16 protein-coding genes are annotated in these 24,282 nt (G+C 73.3%); 10 read left to right on the forward strand and 6 right to left on the reverse strand.

Going from position 1 to position 24,282, the window contains the following annotated elements; all coding sequences use genetic code 11:
- The first annotated feature begins 37 nt into the window (after positions 1–37).
- Positions 38–2,659: a valine--tRNA ligase gene (gene valS, locus V7S47_RS04840; protein ID WP_336560512.1), complete on the forward strand. Its 2,622-nt coding sequence runs from the start codon at positions 38–40 to the stop codon at positions 2,657–2,659.
- A 959-nt stretch (positions 2,660–3,618) separates the two neighbouring features.
- Here valS and clpX read toward each other — a convergent pair.
- The 5 genes from clpX to V7S47_RS04865 all read right to left on the reverse strand — a co-directional run bounded on the left by clpX (position 3,619) and on the right by V7S47_RS04865 (position 7,994).
- A complete protein-coding gene (gene clpX / locus V7S47_RS04845) occupies positions 3,619–4,899 on the reverse strand; it encodes an ATP-dependent Clp protease ATP-binding subunit ClpX (RefSeq protein ID WP_090853305.1) in 1,281 nt (426 codons plus the stop codon).
- A gap of 91 nt (positions 4,900–4,990) precedes the next feature.
- A complete protein-coding gene (locus tag V7S47_RS04850) occupies positions 4,991–5,653 on the reverse strand; it encodes an ATP-dependent Clp protease proteolytic subunit (RefSeq protein WP_090853308.1) in 663 nt (220 codons plus the stop codon).
- A 2-nt stretch (positions 5,654–5,655) separates the two neighbouring features.
- On the reverse strand, positions 5,656–6,261 hold the full coding sequence (locus V7S47_RS04855; protein ID WP_090853518.1) for an ATP-dependent Clp protease proteolytic subunit: 606 nt from the start codon (positions 6,259–6,261) through the stop codon (positions 5,656–5,658).
- Positions 6,262–6,369: 108 nt separating this feature from the next.
- Positions 6,370–6,846 carry an SRPBCC family protein gene (locus V7S47_RS04860; protein WP_336560513.1) on the reverse strand — a complete coding sequence of 159 codons (477 nt, stop codon included), beginning with the start codon at positions 6,844–6,846 and terminating at the stop codon, positions 6,370–6,372.
- Positions 6,843–7,994 carry a lipase family alpha/beta hydrolase gene (locus V7S47_RS04865; RefSeq protein ID WP_336560514.1) on the reverse strand — a complete coding sequence of 384 codons (1,152 nt, stop codon included), beginning with the start codon at positions 7,992–7,994 and terminating at the stop codon, positions 6,843–6,845. The genes V7S47_RS04860 and V7S47_RS04865 overlap by 4 nt, the downstream gene beginning before the upstream one ends.
- 76 nt (positions 7,995–8,070) lie before the next feature.
- Here V7S47_RS04865 and V7S47_RS04870 point away from each other — a divergent pair, with 76 nt between their 5' ends.
- The 9 genes from V7S47_RS04870 to V7S47_RS04910 all read left to right on the forward strand — a co-directional run bounded on the left by V7S47_RS04870 (position 8,071) and on the right by V7S47_RS04910 (position 22,568).
- Entirely contained in the window at positions 8,071–8,907 is an 837-nt protein-coding gene (locus V7S47_RS04870) for a hypothetical protein (RefSeq protein WP_170866975.1), read from the forward strand.
- Positions 8,908–8,986: 79 nt separating this feature from the next.
- On the forward strand, positions 8,987–9,256 hold the full coding sequence (locus tag V7S47_RS04875) for a hypothetical protein (RefSeq protein WP_090853319.1): 270 nt from the start codon (positions 8,987–8,989) through the stop codon (positions 9,254–9,256).
- A gap of 203 nt (positions 9,257–9,459) precedes the next feature.
- Entirely contained in the window at positions 9,460–11,097 is a 1,638-nt protein-coding gene (locus tag V7S47_RS04880; RefSeq protein ID WP_336560515.1) for a peptidoglycan-binding domain-containing protein, read from the forward strand.
- 92 nt (positions 11,098–11,189) lie between these two features.
- On the forward strand, positions 11,190–11,453 hold the full coding sequence (locus tag V7S47_RS04885; RefSeq protein ID WP_336560516.1) for a hypothetical protein: 264 nt from the start codon (positions 11,190–11,192) through the stop codon (positions 11,451–11,453).
- Between the two features lie 51 nt (positions 11,454–11,504).
- A complete protein-coding gene (locus V7S47_RS04890) occupies positions 11,505–15,800 on the forward strand; it encodes an FtsK/SpoIIIE domain-containing protein (protein ID WP_336560517.1) in 4,296 nt (1,431 codons plus the stop codon).
- The gene (locus tag V7S47_RS04895) at positions 15,797–18,265 is read left to right on the forward strand and encodes a fibronectin type III domain-containing protein (RefSeq protein WP_336560518.1); all 2,469 of its coding nucleotides are present in this window, start codon (positions 15,797–15,799) and stop codon (positions 18,263–18,265) included. The genes V7S47_RS04890 and V7S47_RS04895 overlap by 4 nt, the downstream gene beginning before the upstream one ends.
- 31 nt (positions 18,266–18,296) lie before the next feature.
- Complete coding sequence (locus V7S47_RS04900) at positions 18,297–19,289, forward strand: AAA family ATPase (protein ID WP_244509309.1); 993 nt, start codon at positions 18,297–18,299, stop codon at positions 19,287–19,289.
- 10 nt (positions 19,290–19,299) lie between these two features.
- Positions 19,300–20,472, forward strand: a complete 1,173-nt coding sequence (locus tag V7S47_RS04905; RefSeq protein WP_336560519.1) for a DUF58 domain-containing protein — start codon at positions 19,300–19,302, stop codon at positions 20,470–20,472.
- On the forward strand, positions 20,469–22,568 hold the full coding sequence (locus V7S47_RS04910; protein ID WP_336560520.1) for a DUF3488 and transglutaminase-like domain-containing protein: 2,100 nt from the start codon (positions 20,469–20,471) through the stop codon (positions 22,566–22,568). The genes V7S47_RS04905 and V7S47_RS04910 overlap by 4 nt, the downstream gene beginning before the upstream one ends.
- Here the strand turns inward: V7S47_RS04910 and V7S47_RS04915 are convergent.
- Complete coding sequence (locus V7S47_RS04915; RefSeq protein WP_336560521.1) at positions 22,558–24,189, reverse strand: serine/threonine-protein kinase; 1,632 nt, start codon at positions 24,187–24,189, stop codon at positions 22,558–22,560. The genes V7S47_RS04910 and V7S47_RS04915 overlap by 11 nt on opposite strands.
- Positions 24,190–24,282 lie beyond the last annotated feature (93 nt).

The following is a 24,282-nucleotide window of genomic DNA, read 5'->3' on the forward strand; positions in this document are numbered from 1 at the left end:
TTCGCAGGTGAGCGCCGCCACTCTAGGATTTCGGGTTATGACCGAGACCCCGCAGGACCAGGCCCCCGAGACGACCGACGCACCACGCGCCGTCGTCGTACCGGACAAGCCTGCGCTGGAGGGCCTCGAGCAGCGCTGGGCCGAGCACTGGAAGGCCGTCGACACCTACGCCTTCGACCGCACCCAGCCGCGCGAGAACGTCTACTCGATCGACACGCCGCCGCCCACCGTCAGCGGCAGCCTGCACGTCGGCCACGTCTTCTCCTACACCCACACCGACCTGATCGCGCGCTTCCAGCGGATGCGCGGCAAGACCGTGTTCTACCCGATGGGCTGGGACGACAACGGCCTGCCGACCGAGCGCCGGGTGCAGAATTACTTCGGCGTCCGCTGCGACCCGAGCCTGCCCTACGACGCCGACTTCACCCCGCCGGAGAAGCCGGACCCGAAGCGGCAGATCCCGATCAGCCGGCCCAACTTCATCGCCCTGTGCGAGCAGCTGGTCGAGGAGGACGAGCAGGTCTTCGAGTCGCTGTGGCGCACCCTCGGCCTCTCGGTCGACTGGAAGCAGCACTACACGACGATCGGGGCGAAGTCGCAGGTCGTCAGCCAGCGTGCCTTCCTGCGCAACTTCGCGCGGGGCGAGGCCTACCTGCAGGAGGCGCCGACCCTCTGGGACGTCACCTTCCAGACCGCGGTCGCGCAGGCCGAGCTCGAGGCGCGCGAGTACGCCGGCGCCTACCACCGGGTCGCCTTCCACCGCCCCGACGGTCAGCCGCTGCACATCGAGACCACCCGACCCGAGCTCATCCCGAGCGTCGTGGCGCTGATCGCCCACCCCGACGACGAGCGCTACCAGCCGCTGTTCGGGACCACCGTGACCAGCCCGGTCTTCGGGGTCGAGATCCCGGTGCTCGCCCACCCCGCCGCCGAGGCCGACAAGGGCGCCGGCATCGCCATGTGCTGCACCTTCGGCGACCTCACCGACGTCACCTGGTGGCGCGAGCTGCAGCTCCCCGTGCGCACCGTCATCGGGCGCGACGGGCGCTTCCTGCGCGAGACCCCCGAGTGGCTGGCCGCCGAGCCCGCGGCGGCGTCGTACGCCGACCTCGCGGGCAAGACCACGTTCAGCGCCCGCGAGACGATGGTCGCCAAGCTGCGTGAGACCGGCGACCTCGACGGCGAGCCGAAGCCGACCCAGCGAATGGCCAACTTCTACGAGAAGGGCGACAAGCCGCTTGAGATCGTGGCCACCCGCCAGTGGTACATCAAGAACGGCGGTCGCGACACCGCCCTGCGCACCGAGATGGTCGAGCGCGGCAGCGAGATCACCTGGGTCCCGACCCACATGAAGCACCGCTACGAGAACTGGGTCGGTGGCCTCAACGGCGACTGGCTGATCTCGCGCCAGCGGTTCTTCGGCATCCCGTTCCCGGTCTGGTACCCCCTCGACGCCGAGGGCGAGCCCGACTACGCCCACCCGCTGATGCCGAGCGAGGCCGAGCTCCCGGTCGACCCGTCGACCGACGCGCCGCGCGGGTACGACGAGGCGCAGCGCGGACAGGCCGGCGGATTCATCGGCGACCCCGACGTGATGGACACCTGGGCGACCTCGTCGCTCACGCCGCACATCGCGGGCGGCTGGGAGAGCGACGACGACCTGTTCCAGCGGGTCTTCCCGATGGACCTGGCCACCCAGGCCCACGACATCATCCGCACCTGGCTGTTCTCGCGCGTGGTCCGCTCCCACTTCGAGAACGGCGTCGCGCCCTGGCACCACGCGCTGATCTCCGGCTTCGTGGTCGACCCGGACCGCAAGAAGATGTCGAAGTCCAAGGGCAACGTCGTCGTCCCGACCGAGATCCTGGAGAAGTTCGGCGCCGACGCCGTCCGCTGGCGTGCGGCGATGTCGCGCCCCGGCCTGGACTCGCCGTTCGACGAGAGCCAGATGAAGGTCGGCCGCCGGCTCGCCATGAAGGTCCTCAACGCCTCCAAGTTCGTCCTGGGCGGCGTCGGCGCGACCGAGCTGCAGCCGTTCGCGGTCTCCGCCCCGGTCGACTGCGCCCTGCTCGCGCGGCTGGCGCTGGTCATCCGCCGGTCCACCGACGCGTTCGAGGCCTACGACTACACCACCGCGCTCGAGACGGTCGAGAAGTTCTTCTGGGAGTTCTGCGACGACTACCTCGAGCTGGTCAAGGAGCGCGCGTACGACGAGGACGGCGGCTCGGCCACCGCCTCGGCCAAGGCGACGCTGGCCATCGCGCTCGAGGTCCAGCTGCGGCTGCTCGCGCCGTTCCTGCCCTACGTGACCGAGGAGGTCTGGTCGTGGTGGCAGAAGGGCTCGATCCACCGAGCTGCCTGGCCGACCGAGCTCGACCTGGGCTCCGCCGCGGCCGCCGACCCGGCGACGGTCGACGCCGTCGCCGCGGTGCTCGTCGGCATCCGCGGCGCGAAGTCGCAGGCCAAGGTGTCGATGCGCGCCGAGCTCTCGCGGGTCGAGGTCACCGGCCCGGAGGCGCTGGTCCGGGCCGCCGAGCTGGCCGCCGACGACCTGCGCCGTACCGGCAAGGTCACCGGCGACCTCGTCTTCACCCCGACCGGCGAGACCGGCCAGGAGATCTCCGTCCACGCCGAGCTGGCCGAGACCCCCACCGAGTAGCCCGCCGAGTCGGCGCGAGTTGGGCGCCGAGCCGGCGCGAGCTCGCGCCGGCTCGGCGATCAGCGGCGCCCGCGGCCTCCACCGTGGCCGTGACCATGGTCGCCACCGTGGCGGTCGCCTCGCTTCTCCTGGTCCCTGCCCCGGTCGCCGCGATCCCGGTCGCCGCGGTCACCGCTGCCCTTCTCGGGCTCGCCATGGCCGCGCCCCTGCGAGTGCCCCTCCGAGTGCCCCGGGCCCCGGTGGCCGGACTCGTCCGGCCTCCCCTGCTTGTCCTGGTGGCTGCGGTGCCCGCGCCCGCGGTCGGGCCTCGGCTCCGATGCCGGCTCGGTCGAGGGTGCGGACGGGATAGTCGGCTGGGTGGTCGGCTGGGTGGCCGGCACGATCGGGGTATGGGCGGTGGCGACGACGCTCGGTCGTCGAGGCTTCGTGACCCGGACCTCCCCGACCACCCGGTGCGGCCTCGGTGACGTCGGGGCTGGGCGGGTCCGGGGCACGGCCGTGGGCACTGGCTCCGGCGGAGCGGCGGGGGGCTCCGCCAGCCGATCCACCTCGCTGCCGGCCAGGACCGACTGGACCTCCGGCGTCGGGAGGCCCAGGAAGCCGCGGACGGCCTCGCTGCGCAGACCGGAGACGATGATGACCGCGCAGGCCACCAGCACCACCACGAAGGCCAGCAGCGGCCGTCGATGCTCCTTGATCACTCCACAACCTTCCGAGAGCCCCGTCGCAGTCAGCGAGGCCCGCCGGGTCAACGGGGCCACGTGCCCACGGTGACGCAGGCGCGGGTTTCGTGCTGGAACGGTCCAGACCAGTCGGTGGTCCCGAGGGACGCTGCGCCGTCCAGCCTGGGGCGACGTGCGCGCGAGACCAGGACGGGTCTCGACACGCGCGTCGCGACTTCGTTCCTCAGTCGCGTTGCTCGCTCGACCACCGTCGACGGGTCCGCTGACGCGTCCCCGTCAGGCGGACTTCTTCTTCGGCTTGGACTCTCGGGGGACGAGGGTGGGCGGGACGTCGTCGGTGACGGTCTCGCGGGTCACGATCACCTTGGCGACGTCGCCGCGGGAAGGGACGTCGTACATCACGTGGAGGAGGACCTCCTCGATGATGGCGCGCAGCCCACGGGCACCGGTGCCGCGCTCCATCGCCGAGTCGGCGATCGCGGCGATGGCGTCCTCGGTGAACTCCAGGTCGACGCCGTCGAGGTCGAAGAGCTTCTGGTACTGCTTCACCAGGGCGTTGCGCGGCTCGGTCAGGATCTGCACGAGGGCGGCCTGGTCGAGCTTGGTGACGCTGGCGATCAGCGGCAGTCGGCCGATGAACTCGGGGATCAGACCGAACTTGGTGAGGTCCTCGGGACGGACCAGCGAGAGCAGGTCCTCGGCCTCCTTCTCGGCGGCGCCGCGGACCTCCGCGGTGAAGCCGAGGGTCTTCTTGCCGACCCGCTGCTCGATGATGTGCTCCAGGCCGGCGAAGGCGCCGCCCACCACGAACAGGATGTTCGTGGTGTCGATCTGGATGAATTCCTGGTGCGGGTGCTTGCGACCGCCCTGCGGCGGCACCGAGGCCGTGGTGCCCTCGATGATCTTCAGCAACGCCTGCTGGACGCCCTCACCGGACACGTCGCGCGTGATCGAGGGGTTCTCCGCCTTGCGGGCCACCTTGTCGATCTCGTCGATGTAGATGATGCCTGTCTCGGCCTTCTTGACGTCGTAGTCGGCGGCCTGGATGAGCTTGAGCAGGATGTTCTCGACGTCCTCGCCGACGTAGCCGGCCTCCGTCAACGCGGTCGCGTCGGCGATCGCGAAGGGGACGTTGAGCATCCGCGCGAGGGTCTGGGCGAGGTAGGTCTTGCCGCAGCCGGTCGGACCGATCACGAGGATGTTCGACTTCGCGACCTCGACGACCTCCTCCTTGCTGTGCTTGCCCGACACGGGCTGGAGGCCGGCCTGGACCCGCTTGTAGTGGTTGTAGACCGCGACCGCGAGCGACTTCTTCGCCTGCTCCTGCCCGATGACGTAGGAGTTGAGGAACTCGAAGATCTCCTTGGGCTTGGGCAGCTCTTCGAGGCTGACCTCGGCACCCTCGCTGAGCTCCTCCTCGATGATCTCGTTGCAGAGGTCGATGCACTCGTCGCAGATGTAGACGCCGGGACCGGCGATCAGCTTCTTGACCTGCTTCTGGCTCTTCCCGCAGAACGAACACTTCAGCAGGTCGCCACCGTCACCAATACGTGCCACGGCAGGTCATCCTCCACTCGACAAGGTGCAAAAACTCAGAAGCGACGGTACCCCGTGCCGATCCCGCAGGGGGGCCGACACGGGGCATTCGTCAGGACGGGCTGAGGGCGGGGGTGCCCTTGAGCGACTCGAGGACCGAGTCGATGAGGCCGTACTCCACGGCGCCCGCGGCGGTCAGGATCTTGTCGCGCTCGATGTCGCGGCTGACCTGCTCGATGTCGCGGCCGGAGTGGTCGCTGATCATCTTCTCCAGCAGCTCGCGCATCCGGAGGATCTCGTTGGCCTGGATCTCGATGTCCGAGGTCTGGCCGAACGTGCCCTCGGTGTAGGGCTGGTGGATCAGGATCCGGCTGTTCGGCAGCGCGAGCCGCTTGCCGGCGGTGCCGGCGGCCAGCAGCACGGCCGCAGCCGACGCCGCCTGGCCGATGCACACCGTCTGCACGTCGGGCTTGATGAACTTGATGGTGTCGTAGATCGCCGTCAGCGCCGTGAACGAGCCACCGGGGCTGTTGATGTAGATGCTGATGTCCTGGTCGGGGTTCATCGACTGCAGGCAGAGCAGCTGGGCGATCACGGCGTTGGCCACGTCGTCGGAGATCGGCGTGCCGAGGTAGATGATGCGGTCCTCGAACAGCTTCCCGTAGGGGTCGATCCGGCGGAAGCCGTACGACGTCCGCTCCTCCCACTGCGGGATGTAGTAGTTGGCGCTGGGGCCGCTGGGCGCCAGGCCGCCGGGGGCGGTGATGTCAGCCATGATCAGTCCTTCTTGTGGGCCGGGCGGCCGTCGTCGGCGGCTTCGCGGGCGCTCTTGACGACCTGGTCGACCAGGCCGTACTCGAGGGCCTGCTCGGCGGTGAACCACCGGTCGCGGTCGGCGTCGGCGATGACCTGCTCGATCGGCTGGCCGGTGTGCTCGGAGATCAGGTCGAGCAGCACCTTCTTGATGTGCAGGGACTGCTGGGCCTGGATCTTGATGTCGGAGGCGGAGCCACCCATGCCCGAGGAGGGCTGGTGCATCATGATCCGCGCGTGCGGCAGGGCGTAGCGCTTGCCCTTGGTGCCGGCGCAGAGCAGGAACTGGCCCATCGAGGCGGCCAGGCCCATGCCGACGGTGGCGACGTCGTTGGGGATGTAGTTCATCGTGTCGTAGATCGCCATGCCGGCGTCCACGGAACCACCCGGGGAGTTGATGTGGAGGAAGATGTCCGCCTCCGGGTCCTCGGCGGAGAGCAGCAGCAGCTGGGCGCAGATCGCGTTGGCGTTCTGGTCGCGCACCTCCGAGCCCAGGAACACGATCCGCTCACGCAGAAGACGCTGGTAGATGTGGTCGTCGAGGACGTTGAGGCCGCCGCCACCACCCATCCGGTGGTCGAGCGAGTCGCTGGAGTACTGGGTCACGCTGCGACCCTAGCCCGAAGGTCCGACACTTCCACGGACAATCCACGGCTGTTCGCCAACAGCGGATTTCCCTCAGTCCCCCGCCGCCGGTACGGCGTCCCGCAGCCGTTCGGCGGTCTGCAGCATCCCGGCCTCCAGCTCGTCGGCGTGGCCGGTCGAGCCGCCCAGGAAGGCGGTCGCGAACACCGCGCTCAGCCGGGTGAGCCGGCGCGGCACCGGGCGGCGGTGCACGACCGTCGTCCCTGAGCCCGTGGGCGCCAGCTCCCAGATCCAGCGGGCGCCGCTCGACCGGGTCTCCCAGGCGAGCACGCGACCCGGGTCGAGGCCGACGACGACGTTGCGCGTCGGCCACACGACCGCTCCGCGCCGGTTGATGCCGAGGTACTGCTGCCCGAGCCGCAGCCCGCCCGGCAGGAGCGGCATCATCCGCACCAGCTCCGGGCTCCAGTCGGACATCCGGCGCAGGTCGACGAGCACCTCCCACACTCGCGCGGGCGGGGCGTCGACGTGCACCTCGGCCCACAGCTCGCGGTCGGCAGCAGCAGTCACCCGAGCCACTCTCGCAGAGCACCGTGGACCCGCGGGTGGTTCAGCAGCCCGAAGTGGTCGGTGCGACCCACGTGCAGCACCGTCGCCCCCGGAAAGAGGCGCGCGCCCCAGCGGTCCCGGCCGTACGCCGAGGGCACCCGCACCAGCAGGTCGCCCACCACGTGGCCGACCGGGTGCCGCGGCGACGCGGTCAGCGTCGCCGCCACCAGCCGGTACGACGCGTGCGGCAGCGGCGGGACGTCCTCGGCCAGGCCGGCCACCAGGTCGTGCACGCCGACCGAGCGCCAGTCCAGGATCCGGCCGAACGCCGCCGTCTCCGGCAGCCGGCCGAGCCCGCGCGAGCCGTGCCCGATCCCCTGCGCGATCGGCGCCCCGAGGTGCGGGGTGCCGAGCGTCACCACGTCCGACACCAGCTCGGTCCAGGGTCCCTGCGGACCGCCCTCGTCGACGGCGGGCTCGGTCACCACCGCGCCCGCCGCCCGCAGGATCAGCCCGCCCATCGAGTGGCCGACCAGCGCGATCCGGGTGACCTCCTCGGGCCACTGCGCCACCAGATCCCGCAGGAGCGCGGCCAGCGCGACGCCGTTCTCGCGCAGCGGCAGTCCGGTGTTGGCGCGCAGGAAGACCGGCGTCCAGCCCTCGCCGGCCAGCATCTCGCCGTACGTCGTGCCGAGCTTCTCGCGCCCCCTGCGCCAGTAGGCCTCGGTCTCGCAGAGGCCGTGCAGGAAGACCACGACGCGCCCGGTGGCCGCGGGGAACGTCGCGGCCAGGGCGTCCCGCTCGGGCGCGACGTCCCGCCCCTCGTGGCGCACCGCCATCTCGATCGCCAGGCGCGGTCGCTCGCGGACCAGCCGGTCGCCGATGAGCCCGTTGACCGCGGAGCTGACGAACCGGCCACGCGGCCCGTCCTCCAGCCCGGGTCCGAGGCCGGCGGCGGCCGCCTTGTCGAGCCCGCGCGACGCGACCCGGAGCCCGGCGCCGACGCCGGCGTACACCGCGGACGCCACGCCCTGGCCGGGGTGGCCGCCGAACCGGTCGGCCCAGGCGAGGTGGGTGTCCCGCACGCTGCGCACCACGAGCTCGTCGGCGGCCTCGGAGAGCAGGGACAGGGCGTCCAGAAGCCGCGGTCCGGTGCTGGCGGTGGTCATCCGTCGAGCATAGGAGTCGAGTGAACGCTTGTACACTGACATCTGGACGCCATGCGGCTGTGGTTGGATGCGCAGCATGCTTCGAGTGACGCTGCGAGGCTCGGGCCTCCCCACCGTCACGCTCGGCTCGGGCGAGACCCTCCTCTTCGGACGATCCCCCCACGACGCCCTGCCCGAGGACGACTACGAGGACGCCCTGCGCACCACCGCCATCGCGCTCCCCCGCTGTGCGCCCCACGTCTCGCGGCTGCTCGGCGAGCTCGTGGTCGGCGACGAGATCGCCCGGCTGCGCTGGCACGGCTCGGGCGAGACCCAGGTCTCCAGCCTCTTCGACGCCCCGGGCGGCGCCCGCCGCGTCACCCTCGCCGAGGGCATGTCGCTGCTGCTCGACGAGGGCGAGAACCAGCTGGTCGTGATGCGCGGGCGCCAGGTCGCCCCCACCCAGTACGACGACCTCTCCATCATCGTCGAGGTCACCCCGTCCGCCCCCGCCCCGGCCCCGCGCACGCCCCCGCGCGGGACCGACCTGGAGGAGGACCGCACGGTGCCCGCGCCGCACCTGCCCCGCCTCTCGCGCGAGTGGTACGTCGCCCTCGCGCTGTCCGAGCCCTGGCTCTCCGGGACCGACGACTACCCGAGGCCGCCGTCCAACCGCGAGATCTACGAGCGGGTCCTGCACTGGCACGGCTACGCCTGGAACCTCGAGCGCGCCCAGCGGGTCGACGACGCGATCCGCTCCATCTCCTCGCTCGCGTTCGGCCCGAAGGACGACCCGTTCCGCGCGGGCAGCGGGCGGGCCCAGAACGTCCGCTTCGCGGTGGGCCGCCGTACGGCGGAGGTCCGGCTGGTCACGGTGGACGACCTGGAGACGGTGGAGCGGGCCGCGTCCGCGAGGAACGTTCCGCCGTCCTGACCCTGGCTCCGGGCGCCCCGAGCCGCCTACGTTCGCGACCACGGACGTCCCGGTAGCCACAGCGCGAGGAGGAGCAACGATGAGCAACAGCATGCAGGGCATGGACACCGACCAGGGCCGCGAGGTCGGGCAGAACATGGGGTCCCAGGCCGGGCAGGTCGCCGGCATGGTCTCCAGCATCAGCGCGATGATCCAGGGCCTGAAGTGGACCGGCTCCGACCGGGAGACCTTCGAGAGCGACTGGAGCGGCAGCTTCGCCCCCCAGGCGAACAACGCCTCTCAGACCCTCGAGGAGCAGGGCCGCACGCTGGTCTGGCACGCCGACCGGCAGGACGCCGCCAGCTCCTGACCCGGAGCTCCACGCATAGCCCGAACGAGGGGCCGTCGGACATCGTCCGGCGGCCCCTCGTCATGTGCGGAAACCGTTGTCCGGTCGCCCGAGGAGGACGGAAGTTTCCGCACACGCGGCTCTCGACCACGGGATGCGTGGCTGCCTAGCGTCATCGCCATCGCCACCGATCGGGAGGTGGCCCCAGACATGAGGAGGTGCCGATGTCGTTCCTGGGAGCAGACACCGATGAACTCCGCGAGGCTGGCCAGAAGTGCCAGGAGGGCAAGGACGTCACCGACCAGGTGATCCAGTACCTCCGCGCACTGATCGCCATCCTCCGGGCCGCGTCGTTCTTCAGCGGCGGCGCCAGCGCTGCGTACGCCCAGTACCTGGAGACGGTGGTCGTGCCGTGGCTGGAGAAGATCTCCGCCGCGCTCGGCCTGTTCGCCCAGGTCCTCGGCGCCAACGCCGACGCGCAGGACCAGGCCAGCCAGGGCGAGAGCGTCGACTTCGGCGCGCTGCCGACGTACACCTCGCAGGTCGGCGGCGCGAGCAGCGCGGTCACCCCGTTCAGCGGCTCGCTGATCGGTGACGCGATGGCCGGTGTGCAGATGGTCGAGGACATCGTCGACGTCATCAACGGCGAGTCGGGCGAGCAGGGCACCGGCAACGCCGACTCGGTGACCAGCCCGGCGGCGGCACCCTCCACGGTGGGCGCGACCGGCGGCATCGACGGCACCTCCGGGCGCGAGATCAGCGAGATGACGCTGCCCCGCGAGACCTCGACCGGCGCCGGCAGCATCGACGGCGGCTCGGGCGGTGGCTCGGGCGGCGGGACCGGCGGCGGGACCGGCGGCGGCTCGGCCGGCGGCGCCCTCGGCAGCGGATCCATCGACGGCGCCGGCGGCGACGCCGGCACCACCACGGCCCACAGCAGCCCCTCCACCACCGGCGACTTCGGCGGCACGGGCACCCCGGGCTCCGAGACCCTCGGCGCCGGCGGGCTGACAGGTGGAACCGGTGAGACCACGGCCGCGGGCGGCTCCGACGGCGGTCCGTCGTACGGCGCGGCCGCGGGCATCGCCGGTGGCGCCGCGGCCCTCGGGCTCGGCGGGGCGGCACTGGCCAACCGCGGCAGCGGCGGCGGCGACCCCCGCATCGACCAGCTGGCCGGGCAGAACGCCCGCGGCAGCAAGGGCGAGGGCGTCCGCGAGCTGCAGGAGCGGCTGACCGGCGCGGGCTACGACACGAAGGGCGCCGACGGCACCTGGGGCCCCAACACCCAGGCCGCCTACGACGCCTACCGGGCCGAGAACCCGCTCCAGATCACGCCGGGGCAGGGCTACAGCAGCCCGAACGGCTACGACTACACCCAGATCACCGGCGTGCAGGGCAACCCCAACGTCACCCCGGAGTTCCTGCGCGAGGTCGAGGGCGTGGCCCAGCGGGTCGGCGCCCAGCCCGAGCACCTGATGGCGGCGATGAGCTTCGAGACCGGGGGCAGCTTCGCGTCCGACGTGCAGAACCCCCGCAGCTCGGCGACCGGCCTGATCCAGTTCATGGACAGCACCGCCAAGGGCCTCGGCACCACCACCGGCCAGCTCGCCCAGATGAGCCCGACCGAGCAGCTGCAGTACGTCGAGAAGTACTTCGAGCCGTACCGCGGCCGGCTGAACGAACTGGAGTCGGTCTACACGACGATCCTGGCCGGCAGCCCGCACGAGTCCGGCGACGTGCTGTTCAGTCAGGGCGAGAAGGCGTTCGGGCCGAACCGCGAGCTCGACGTCAACCACGACGGCCGCATCACGGCCGCCGAGGCCACGGCCCACGTCCGCGACCGCATGGGCGCCGGGCGCTGAGCCACCCGCTGAGCCCCCTCAGCACCACCCACCGTTCACCCACCCCACACCGCAACACCCCACCGCAGTAACCGACGAAGGGAAGCAGAACCATGGCCATGAAGGGTATGGACGTCGAGGCAGGTCGTCAGTCCGCGCAGCAGATCACGCAGGGCGCCTCCGAGCTCGAGCAGCTGACCGGTCGCCTCACGCAGGTGATCGAGGGCTTCGAGTGGATCGGCCCCGACGCCGAGCGCACCCGGCAGTCCTGGCAGTCCGACTACCGCACGATGCTCGCCCAGGTGACCAACTCCCTCCAGGAGTTCTCGACCCTGATCAACAACCAGGCGCAGGAGCAGGAGCAGGTTTCCAACTGATCCACCCCTGGTAAGACGCCTGCACGCCAGAACGACCGACGGAGGCCCGACATGCAGAGCTGGATCCTGTCCCTCAGGCCGGCTCCCGAGTCGGGCCTCCCGTCGGTCGACGTGCACGTCCAGGCCCGGCCGGGCGCGACGGTCGCCGACCTCGCCCGGGCCTTCGGCCGCCATGTGGCCCCCGATCAGGCGAGCCTGCACCTGGTCCCCCTCGACGGCGGCCACCCCTGGCCCGCCGACCGGCCGCTCGCCGAGTGCGGACTGCGCACCGGCGACCTGGTCGACGTCGTCAGCGCCCCGCCCTCGTGGCTCACCCGCGCCGGCAACGCCTCCCGGCCGCGTGCCGTCCTCCGCGTCACCGACGGCCCCGACCGCGGCCAGCGCCTGCACGTGCGCTCGTCCTCGCTGACCCTGGGCCGGGCGTCGACCTGCACGCTGACGCTCACCGACCCCCTGGTCTCCCAGCAGCACGCCCGGATCGTCCTCGGCACCCGCCCCACGGTGTACGACGAGGGCTCGGCCAACGGCACCACCGTCGCCGGCGAGGCGATCACCACCGCCCGCGAGATCGACTGGGGCACGCCGATCCGGCTGGGCCGCAGCACCCTGGTCGTCGAGCCGGGCGAGGTCCCCGGCGACGACCCGGCCGTCTCGGTCTACCGGCCGCCCCGCTTCGGCGAGCCGCTGGTCACCGACGTGCTCGACTTCCCGTCGCCGCCGACGAAGAACCGGCCGTCGCCCCTCCCGTGGGCGATGCTGATGCTGCCGATGGTGATGGGCATCGCGATCTTCATGCGCTCCCAGAGCGCCTACAGCGTGATCTACATGCTGGCCTGGCCGATCCTCGGCTTCGTCGGCTGGCGCCAGCAGAAGCGCCAGGCCGAGAAGCAGTTCCAGGAGGACCTCGCCGACTGGCGCACCGACGTCGACGAGATGCTCACCCTGCTCGACGCGCAGGCCGTCCGCCAGCGGCGTCAGTTCCACGACGACTACCCCGATCCCGAGACGGTCCGGGCCCGCGCGGCGTCCCGCGACAAGTACCTGTGGGCGCGCGCCGAGGACCGCCAGGCCTTCCTGGCCACCCGGCTCGGCATCGGCACCGTCCCGGCGATGCTCCGCGGCTCGATCAAGGACGGCGGCGACCGGACGGCCCGCCGCGGCGTGGCGGGCGAGCTCGCCGAGCGCGACACCCTCCCCGACATGCCCGTGCTGGCCGAGATCGCCCAGCACACGGTCGTCGCCCTCACCGGCGACCCCGACCGGGTCGACGCGCTGGCCCGCTCCATGGTGCTGCGCCTCGCCTTCGACCACTCCCCCTCCGACCTCACCGTCGCCGGCTGCTTCGGCCGCGGCCGCAGCCACCACGAGGCCTGGCTGCGCTGGCTGCCGCACGCCACCACCCGGCTGGGCGGTCAGCCGCCGGTGGCCATCGGCGCGAAGGCCGCGACCGCCCTGCTCGACCACCTGGTCGCGGAGGACGCGGACCGCGGCCACACCCTCTGCATCGTCGACGAGGGCGCGGGCATCCCCCGCCGTACCCTCGAGTCGGCGGCGGCCGCCGCCACCGCCCGCAACCTGCACCTGGTCTGGCTGGGCTCCACCCCCGAGGAGGTCCCGGCCGCCACCGGTCTGCGGATCGACCTGGCGACCGGCGAGGTCGGGGTCCGCGACCGCGGCGGGATCAGCGTCCTCGACGTGCCCGACGCCGTGACCCTCGACCACGCCTGGCGCAGCGCCCGCTCGATGACGGGGTACGTCGACGAGGCCGCGGTCCTGCCCGCCAGCACGGCGATCCCCTCGGTCGTCCGGCTGCCCGAGGTCAGCAGCGACTTCTCCGACCTCGACGACATCGTGGCCGTGCTGCGCCGCTGGTCGCAGTCGTCGGGACTGCGCGCCCAGATCGGCGCCGGCGTCGACGGTGTGGTCACCATCGACCTGCGCGAGGACGGCCCGCACGGCCTGGTCGCCGGCACCACCGGCTCCGGCAAGAGCGAGCTGCTGCAGTCGCTGATCTGCTCGCTGGCGCTCAACAACCCGCCGTCGCGGATCAACTTCCTGCTCGTCGACTACAAGGGCGGTGCGGCCTTCCGCGAGTGCGCCGACCTGCCGCACACCGTCGGCTACATCACCGACCTCACGCCCGCCCTGGTCTCGCGGGCCCTGACCTCGCTGGGCGCCGAGATCACCGCCCGCGAGCACCTGCTCGGCGAGTACGGCGTCAAGGACCTGGTCCAGCTCGAGCGCGAGCACCCCGAGGCGGCCCCGCCGGCGCTGCTGATCTGCGTCGACGAGTTCGCGGCGCTGACCAGCGAGGTGCCCGACTTCGTCGACGGCATGGTCAACCTGGCCCAGCGCGGCCGCTCGCTCGGCATGCACGTCCTGCTGGCCACCCAGCGGCCGGCCGGCGTCGTGACCGGGCCGATCCGGGCCAACACCGACCTGCGGATCGCGCTGCGCGTCTCTTCGGTCGACGACTCGCGCGACGTCATCGACTCCCCCGAGGCGGCCCGGATCTCCCGTCGTACGCCGGGGCGCGCGTGGATCCGTCGTACCGGCCACGGCACCGCCGACCTGGTGCAGTCCGCGTGGACCGGCGCCCGGCAGGCCGTCGACGGGGCGGAGTCCCCGGTCCGGGTCCAGGCGTTCAGCGCCGCCGGTGCCCTCGACCACGGCCCGGGCGAGGACCTCCGCCTCGACCCGCGCACCGACCTCGAGCGCTGCGTCACCACCATCCGCACCGCCTTCGCCCGCACCGAGGCCGCCCCGCCGAAGCGTCCGTGGCTCCCGCCGCTGCCCGGCGAGCTGCTGCTCGAGCCGGACGCGGTGATGGCCGCCGCCGCCAGCCGCTCCACCGGGCGGGTCGTGCTGGGCCGGGTCGACGAGCCGGCCAGCCAGACCCAGCCGGAGCTGATGCTCGACTTCGCCTCCGTCGGCCACGTGCTCGTCTACGGCGCCTCCGGCTCCGGCAAGACCGAGCTGCTGCGCACGACGGTCCTCTCGGCCTCCCTCGGCGACGCGTACGGCGCCCAGGGCGTCGCGCCGTACGTCTACGGGCTCGACTTCGCGGGTGGCGGGCTCGCGGCCATCGCCGGGTTGCCGACGGTCGCGGCGATCGTCCCGGAGAGCCAGCAGGGTCGGGTGCTGCGCCTGCTGCGCCTGCTGCGTCGTACGGTCGCCGACCGCACGTCGGCGCTGGCCGCCCGAGGCTGCTCCGACCTCGACGACCTGGCCCGGATGGGCACCGTCCTGCCACGGGTCTATGTCGTCATCGACAACCTCCCGGCACTGGTCGACAGCCTGGAGTCCTCGGGCGGCGTCGCCCGCGAGCACCTCGACCACGTCTCCAACGTGCTCCAGAACGGCCGTCGCGTCGGCATCCACGTGGTCGCCACGGCGCCCGGCCGCACCGGCGTCCCGACCTCGATCGGCGCCACCTTCGGCCGCCGGATCATCCTGCGGATGACCACCACCGACGACTACCTGATGCTCGGCGCCCCGGCCAACGTCCTCGACGCCGACAGCCTGCCGGGAGCCGGCATGCTCAACCGCAGCAGCGTCCAGGTCGCCACGACCGGCGGCGCCGGCACCCCGGTCCAGGCCGAGCGGGTGCGCGCCATCAGCGACCTGCTCGCGCCCCGGGTGGCCGGCCGCGGCACCGCTGCCGTGCCCAACATGCCGGCGCGCCTCGACCAGGACCAGCTGCCCGCCCCCGCCGGCAGCCGGGTCGCCCTCGCCGTCGACGCGGACGCCGTCGCCGTGGTCGAGGTCGACCTGCTCGGCGCCCCGGTGCTGCTGGCCGGCCGCTCCCGCTCGGGGCGTACGACGGCGCTGGCCGGTGTCGAGGCGCTGGTCCGTCGGTCCGAGCGGCCCCCGCGGGTGATCCGCGGCGACGACCTGGTCGCCGCCGCCCGGGAGGTCGAGGCCTGGTCGGCCCGCGACGCCGAGGACCCGGCGACCGAGGACTGGGCCCTGCTGCTGATCGACGACGCGCACCTCTGGGACGCCCGCACCGACGAGGAGACCCGCGCCGCGCGCGAGGTCGTCGTACGGGCGATGGGCGACCGCGGACGTCGGCTCGGTGCCGTCGTCACCGCCGACGTCACGGTCGCCAAGCAGCGGGGCGGACCGGAGGGCATCGTCAGCGCCGCACGCGCCGGGCGACGGGGTTTCATCGTCGGACCCGAGTGGAACGATGGCGATGTCCTCGGCGTGACCGTGCCCAGCAAGACGACCGAGCCACTGACCGGCCCCGGCCGGGGCCTGTGGTGCGAGTCGGGCTCGTCCTGGGTGGCGCAGCTGGTCACGTCGACGATCGAGGACACCACGCACGCTCGGGAGGCGTCATGAGCTGGGCTCGGGACACAGCAGGTCGATGGCGCGCGCGGGTGCCGCGGCGCCGGGAGTCCTCCCGGCTGCGCACCGGCCGAGGCGCCGCCGAGGTCTCGGTGGTCGTCGTGACCGCCTCGCTGATCGCGGGCGTCCTCTTCGGCAACGGCCTGACCCGCACCTCGGTCGACATCGCCGACGGGCTGACGTGGTTCGCGGACGATCCCACCGGTGAGGTCATCCAGGTCAACCCCGCCACCGGCCGCCCCGAGGTCCGGGTGAAGGTCGGCGAGAAGGGCGACGAGCTCAGCATCGAGCAGTGGGACGGCCGGATGGTCGTCACCAACCGCAGCACCGGCGAGCTCACCTCGTGGGACCTCGCCAACATCCTGGCCTCCGGCCAGCGCCGCGTGGCCCCGGGCAGCGGCAGCGAGGTGCTCCACCACGACGGCGACATGTTCCTGGTCGACCGCGACCGCGGCACGCTCGCCGCCGTGGACGAGGTCTCCACCGACGCGATCGGCGAGATGTGGAACGCGCCCGCCGGCATCGCCGACGCGGTGGTCGACCGCGACGGCCGGATCTGGGCGCTCGACTCCGAGGGCCTGCTGAGCGAGCTGCGCTGGTCGCCCGAGACCGACGGCGGCACCTTCGTGGTCGAGGACGAGCGTCGCATCGACTACGCCGGAGCGCGCTCGGTGCTGGTCGCGCACGACCGCGGCGTCACCGTCTTCGGCGCCGACGCCGGGATCGTCGTCCAGGTCGGGACCGGCCACGACGTGGTCGCCGACGCCGCCCAGCTCTCCGGCGACCTGACCGCTCCCGCCTTCGCCCCGGCCGAGCTGGTGCCGGTGTCCTCCCCCCAGACCGGCACCGTCGCCATCGTCGGCGACCAGCGGGTCGTCGAGGTGGGCGTCACCGACATCGGGTGCCGCAAGCCCGCGACGCCCGAGGTCTTCGAGGGCGTGGTCTACGTCCCGTGCCCCGGCGACGGCAAGGTCGTCCGGCTCACCCCCGACGGCGCTCGCGCGGGCGGCGACATCGCCGTCGCGGAGGACGCCGTCCCCGACCTGGTCCTCGACGACGGCCAGCTGCTCATCAACGTCCCGGGCGACGCCCACGGCGCCGTCGTCCACTCCGGGGGCAAGGTCGAGACGATCGTCCGCTACGACGAGGACCTGCCGACCGTGGCCGCGGGAGGCCTCAGCGAGATCGCCCCGCCGGCCCCGGAGGTCGCCCCCCAGGCCGTCCAGCAGGAGACCGCCCCGCCCCCGCCCGAGCCGACGACGACCGAGCCGTCGGACCAGGAGGAGGGCGAGCAGGAGAACTCCGACGAGGACGAGGTCGACGACGGCAGCGACGCCTGCATCCTGGGCATCGCCTGCGTCGGCGGCGGCGAGTCCGAGGGTCCCTCCGGCGGCCCCAGCAGCAACGGAGGCCACGGGAACGGCAACGGCGGCAACGGAGGCCACGGGAACGGGAACGGCAACGGCAACAACCACGGTGAGGACGAGGGCGGGGAGGACGAGGGCGGCCAGCAGCCGGCCACGCCCGAGCCGATGCAGGCCCCGAGCACCGTGGTCGCGACCGAGCTGCCCGACGGCACCGTCCGGGTCACCTGGACCCACCGAGGGACACCCGCCTCCAGCTTCCAGGTCGAGGAGGTCGGCGGTGCCATCGAGTCGACCGTGACCGGCGGCTACCGCCAGACCACCGTCGACGTCGAGCCCGGCCCGCACCGGTTCGTCGTCACCGCCCTGGCCTCCGGCCAGCCGCCGGTGTCGTCCACCCCCTCCCCCGAGGTCGTGACCACCGGACGCCCCGGCGAAGTCACCGGCATCACCGGCACCGCCACCGGCAACGAGGTCGACACCACCGCGCTCGTGCAGTTCAGCTGGGAGGCCGCGCCCGACAACGGCTCGCCGATCGTGCGCTACGACATCCAGGTCACCGACACGGTCAACGGCACCTTCACCCTCCCGCCGAGCACGTCCACCTCGGCGAGCTACACGGCGACCTGCGCCGCGACCTACTGCGACCCCGGGCCGGTGCGGGTGACCATCACGCCCGTCAACGCCAAGGGCACCGGCCCCGCCACCACCGGCACCCTGGCCTACGACGGACCCACGGCACCCCCGCTGCCCGCCGCCGGCAAGAGGGTCGCGACCGCCCAGAACACCTCGTGGAACGGCCTCGGCTACGACGGCAGGGGCCGAAGCACGCTGACCCTCGCGCCGCCGCCGGACTGGTCCGGTTTCCAGGGCACCTGCACGTGGGTACACCGAGGCAACGCGAACGGCGAGACCAAGGGCACCATCCCCTGCGACGCCAAGCAGCTGGTCCTCCCGGTCTCCCACGGGTGGGTGAAGAAGAACGAGAGCCCGGTGCGCAAGCACTCGATCGTCTTCACGGCCAGCAGCTCGCAGGGCTCGGTGACCAGCGCGACGTACGCCTGGGAGTTCCGCCAGCCCGTCCCCAACAGCTGAACCCTTCCCCCGAGGACCCCTGAGGAGCACCGTGACCGCACTGGCCGGCCCCCTGACCCCCACCGAGGCCGACATCGCCGAGTTCCGGCAGCTTCACCAGCGCCTCGGGGACGCCGTCGAGTCCGCCGTGCACGGCAAGCGGGCCACGGTCGACCTGGTCCTCGACGCCGCCTTCGCCGGCGGGCACGTGCTGCTCGAGGACGTGCCCGGCACCGGCAAGACCACGCTGGCGCGCGCGGTGGCCCAGGCCCTCGGCGGTCAGGTACGACGGGTGCAGTTCACCCCCGATCTGCTGCCGAGCGACGTCACCGGCACCACCGTCTTCGACCCGCGGGACGGCCAGATCCGGTTCCGCCCCGGTCCGGTCTTCGCCCACGTGGTGCTGGCCGACGAGATCAACCGGGCCTCGGCCAAGACCCAGTCGGCGCTGCTGGAGGTGATGGAGGAGCGGACCGTCACCGTCGACGGCGAGGCCCACCTGGTGCCCGAGCCGTTCCTGGTCATCGCCACCCAGAACCCGGTCGACCTCGACGGGACCTACCGGCTCCCCGAGGCGCAGCTCGACCGGTTCCTGATCCGCACGTCGCTGGGCTACCCGGACGCCGAGCACGAGATCGAGGTGCTGCGCCCCGGTAGCACGGCCGGTCGCGTCGCCGACGTCCCGGTGGTCAGCTCCCCCGACGAGGTGGCCCTGATGGCCCAGCGGCTGACCGGTCTGCACGTCGCCGACCTGCTGCTGCGCTACATCCGCGAGATCGGCGTCGCCGTCCGCCACGACCCCCGGGTCCGGCTGGGCGCGAGCACCCGCGGCCTGCGCGCGCTGGTGCGCTGCGTGCAGGTCTACGCCGCCGCCCAGGGCCGCAACTACGTCGTCCCCAGCGACGTCCAGCGGCTCGCCGAGCCGGTGCTGGCGCACCGCACGGTGCTGACCCGCGACGCCGTGCTCGCCGGCCACACGCCCACCTCCGTGGTGCACGAGGCCCTCGACACCGTCGCCCCGCCGCAGCCCGACGACCACCACTGAACGGCCGGCCGTGCGCAGGACCTGGTCGGTCGTCACCACCCGGGGGCGGCTGACCGCCGTACTCGGCGGGCTGCTGCTCGCCGCCGGCCTGAGCTGGGACTACCCGCTGGTCGCCGCGCTCGGTGGCGCGCTGCTGCTGGTCGTGCTCGCGGAGGTGGTCTCCGTGCTGCTGGCCAGTGACATCGTCGTGCACCGGGAGGTCACCCCGCCGGTCGTCGTACGCCACGAGCACTGCGGGGGGGCGCTGCACCTCACCGGCCGACGGCGCCAAGGTCTGGTCCGCGTCGACGCGAGCGACTCGGTCGACGGCCGGCTGGTGCCGGTCGAGCTCCCGGAGGGGGTGCGCGGCGCCGCCGTGTCCGTCCGCTACCCGATCCCGACCCCGCGCCGGGGCCTGCTCGCGGTCGGTCCCGTGCACCTGCGGCGCTACGGACTGTCGGGGATGGCCGCGACCACGTCCGAGGTGGGCTCGGTGGATCGGGTGCGCGTGCTGCCGCGCCGGGTCCCGATCGCCTCGGTGATGCCCGGTCGCCGACGGGCCACCGCCGGCGGCGACCGCAGCGACGACTTCGGCGGCACCGACCTGGTCGGCCTGCACGAGTACGCCATGGGCGACGACCTGCGCCGGCTGCACTGGGCGACCAGCGCCCGCACCGGCAGCCTGATGGTGCGCGAGGACGCCGACCCGTCCGAGCCGCACGTGTGCGTGCTGCTCGACGACCGGCTGAGCAGCTACTACGGCGCCGAGCAGCCGGCCGACTCCTTCGAGGAGGCGGTCGAGCTCGCCGCGGCGCTGTGCCGGGTCACCGTCGACGGTGGGCACCCGCTGCGCTTCCGCACCCTCTCGGGCCGGCACGAGGTCGAGGTGCCCGGGTCCCCCACCCGCACCGCACGGCGCGAGTCCCGCGAGCTCGACTGGCTCTTCGCCGAGGTCGTCCAGGTCACCGACGACCGCGAGCCCGCCGCGGTCGCGCACGGGTACGACGTCGCGGTGGCCGTCACGGGCGTCGGGGCCGATCTGCGCAGGCTCGGCCTGCTGCTCGGCGACGTGCCGAGCGCGACCGTCACCGTGGTCGACGAGCGGCCGGCCGTCGGCGCCGAGCAGCAGGCCGGCGTGCTGGTCCTGCGCGGCACCACGTCGTACTCCCTCGCGGCCGCGTGGGACGAGGCGGCCCAGCGATGACCGCGACCGCCGTGCACCGGGCCGCTCCCCCGGAACCGCGGGTCCGCGCCACCCAGTCCCCCTGGCTGCTCACCGTCTGGGGCGCGTCCCTGGTCGCGGTCGGCAGCCTCGGGCTGGCCGCCGCGTGGCACCACTGGCTGCCGGCCGTCGTCCTGGTGGTGGCGGCCGTGCTCCCGCTGGTGCTGCTCCGGACGGTGGTCTCGCTCGGGATCTCCCGGTGGGCGGCCAGCTCGGTGCTGTCGCTGCTGCTGCTCCTCGCCGCCTACCTGATGGCCGCCGGCAGCGGCACCCCGTTCCGCGACCTGGTCGCCGACTCGGTGCCCCTGCTGCTCACCGAGCCACAGCCCTACGACGTCCGCGCCGACCTGCTGGTCGCGCCGGTCCTGCTGACGGGGCTGCTGTCGCTCTTCGCCGGCCTGCGCCTGGAGAGCCGGACCCGCGTGGGTCCGCTCGCGGCCGCGCTGGCCCTCTACGTCTGCGGCGCGCTGCTCTCGACCGGCACCGCCGACCGCTGGGGCCTGCTCGCGGTCCTCCTGGTCGTCCTCGGCCTGCTGGGCTGGGTGCTGCTCGACGAGCACACCGAGCCCACCGTCCAGCGGCTCGCGGTGGCCGGACCGTCGCTGGTCGTCCTGGTCGGCGGCATGGCCGCGGCCGCGCTGCTGCCGGCAACCGACCCGTTCGAGCCGCGGGGCCTCGTCGACCCGCCGATGGTCGTCGTCGAGGCGGCCAGCCCGCTGCCCCAGCTCGGTGCCTGGCAGCAGAACCCCGACACCCCCCTGCTCCGGGTGGCCGGCGACCGGGTGCCGCTGCGCCTGGTCACCCTCGACCAGTACGACGGCGCGCAATGGCGGGCCGCGACCCGCTACGCCCCGTTCGGCACCATCGGCGAGCCCGTCCTGCCGCCGGGCGACCTGCGTCGTACGGCCACGGTGGCGGTGGCCTTCGAGGGCCTCGGCGGCCGCTGGCTGCCCGCGCCCGGCGACCCGGTCGACGTCAGCTCCGAGGACGCGGTCGTCGACCCGCGCACCGGTACCCTCTACGACCCCGAGGCCGGCGGCGAGACCGCCTACGAGGTCACCGCCGTCCGCGACGCCCCCGAGCCCGAGGCCCTGGTCGGGGCCACCGTGCCCGGGACCGAGGCCGCCCAGCGGTTCCTGACGCTGCCCGAGCTGCCCCTGCGGCTGGCGTCGTACGCCGAGGAGGTGGTGGCCGGTGCGCACACGCCCTACGAGCAGGCCATGGCCATCGAGTCCGCGGTCAAACAGGGCCGGACCCTCTCGGGACAGTCGATCTCCGGGTCGGCGTACTGGCGCATCGACACGTTCCTCTTCGGCGAGGCGGGCACGTCCGGCGCCCAGGTCGGCACGTCCGAGCAGTTCGCGACCGCTTTCACGGTCCTGGCCCGGCACGCCGGCCTGCCGACCCGGATGGTGGTCGGCTTCAAGCCGGGCGACGTCCAGACCGACGGCAGCCGGATCGTCCGCGGCAGCGACGCGCTCGCCTGGCCGGAGGTCTACTTCGACCGGCTCGGCTGGGTCCCGTTCTCCCCCACCCCGAAGGACGACACCTTCACCCAGGACCGGCCCGAGGTCACCACGGCCCCGCCGATCGAGGACCAGGCCCCGCTCTCCCCCGGCGGCTCCAGCACCACGCCCGACCCCACCACCACGACCCCCACGACCACCGGGGCCGGCCCGGAGCCCGGGTCCCGCGACTGGTGGCCGTGGATCGTGGCGCTCGCCGGAGGCCCGCTGGTGCTGCTCGTCGCCGCCCGCCGGGTCCGGTCCCTGCGGCACCGGCGCCGCGGCGCCCCGGGTGCCTGGGCCGAGGTGCTGGACGCCCTCGCGCTCGCCGGCACCCCCGCTCCGCGGTCCGCCGCGGCGACCGCCATCGCCGACGGCGCCGACCGACGCTGGGGCACCACCGCGACCCGGCGCGTCGCCGACCTGGCCGAGCGGGTGGCCTTCGGCCCGAGCCCGTTCACCGATGCCGGGGTGCGCGCCGAGCTCCGCGAGGTACGACGGGCCGCGCGCCGCTCGGCGCCCTGGTGGCGCCGGCTGGTGTGGTCGGTGGATCCCCGCGTGTTCAGGCGGTGAAGCAGCGCCGGTTGCTGACGCCGAAGCCGCCGTCCGCGTCGGTCACCGTCATCACGAAGCAGTAACGGGTCCCCGGCACGGTCGGGAAGCTCACCGTGCCGGTGGTCACCGTGCCCGACCACGGACCGAACAGGTTGGGGTCCGGCAGCCGCTGGGCGAGCGTGTAGACGCCCTGACCGTCGGCGGCCTCGCTCCACTTCAGGGTGAGGGTGGAGCCGTCGGAGGTGAGCTTCAGGAAGTTGAAGGCCAGCTCGGGGTCGGCCCGCTGCGGCTGGGCCGGGCCGCTCTGGAGCGGCTTGGTCGGCGCGGTGGGCAGCAGCTGCCCGACGTTGGAGTCGACCGACGCGCGCGGCGTCGTCGTCGGCTCGTCGTCGCGCAGGGCGGCCCCGGCGATCCCGAGGGTCAGCCCGATCAGCAGCGCCGCGCCGCCGAGGACGAGCACCAGCCGCTTGCGCCGTCGTACGGCGGGGTCCGGGCGGTCGTCGCCGGGCGCGACCGGCCCGTCGGCGACCGGGGGTGCCGGCGGCTGCGGGGCATCGGGGCGAGCACCGGTGGCCTCCGCGGGTCGGAGTCCGGTGGCATCGGCGTCGCGCACCGGGGCCGGTGCGTGAGCGAGCACCGAGAGCGCGACCGGCTTCACGGCCGGGGTCGGCGGGGGTACGGCGGGCGTCTGCGCGGGGCCGACGGGACGGACCGGGGCCGCGGCCGGAGCGCCCCCAGGCTCCCAGGCCGAGACCCGGAGCTCGGCCAGCGCGTCGCGCAGCTCGGCCGCGCTGGACCAGCGCTGGTCGAGGTCCTTGGCCAGGCACCGGTCGATGACGGGGGCCAGCCGCTCGGCTCCGGTGACGGCGAGCGGACGGTGCGCCTCGGTGCGGGCGCGGCGCAGGTAGGCCAGCGCGGAGTCGTCGTCGGGATCGTCGCTGGCGAACGGCGGCCGCCCGTCGACGAGCGTGTAGAGCGTCGAGCCCAACCCCCACAGGTCGTCCGCGGGCGTCGGCGCGAGGCCGTCGAGGATCTGGGGCGAGGCGTGCCGGTAGGTGAACGTCTCGACGGACGCCGTGTGCTCGGAGTCGGCGAGCCGGGCGATGCCGAAGTCGGCGAGCACCCACGATGTCGGGAGCACCAGCACGTTCTGGGGCTTCACGTCGCGGTGCAGCACTCCCCGGTCGTGAGCGAACGCGAGGGCGTCCGCGAGCACCACGCCGAGCTTGACGACCTCCTCGGGCGGCAGCGGTCCGAGGGCCTGGAGGCGGTCGTGCAGGCTGCCGGCCTCGTAGAAGTCCATGACGATCGCCGGACGCCCGGCGTCGGTCGTGCCGACGGCGAGCACGTTGACGATGTTGGGGTGCTGACGGCCGAGGTCGACGGTGATCTCGATCTCACGGCGGAAGCGGGCGACCCGGTCGGGGTCGTCGACGAGGAGCACCTTGACGGCGACGTCGCGTTGGAGGGCGATGTCGCGGGCGCGGTAGACGACCGAGTCGCCGCCCTGGCCGACCTCGGTCAGCCGGTCATAGCCGGCGAGCGCCTCCGTGGCGGCCGGCGGCGGTGTCGGCGGGGCCGGGGGTGGGCGCCAGGCAGCGTCGGCGGACGCGTCCGCCCCCGAGACATTGGCAGCCATGCCTGCGCTCCTACCCCGGTCCCGCCGGGGTCATGCCTGACCGAAAGGTGAACGACAAACGCCGAGTCGGCGCGAGTTCGCGCCGACTCGGCA

This window comes from Nocardioides sp. CCNWLW216 (genome assembly GCF_037120545.1).
Taxonomy (GTDB): Bacteria; Actinomycetota; Actinomycetes; order Propionibacteriales; family Nocardioidaceae; genus Nocardioides; species Nocardioides lianchengensis.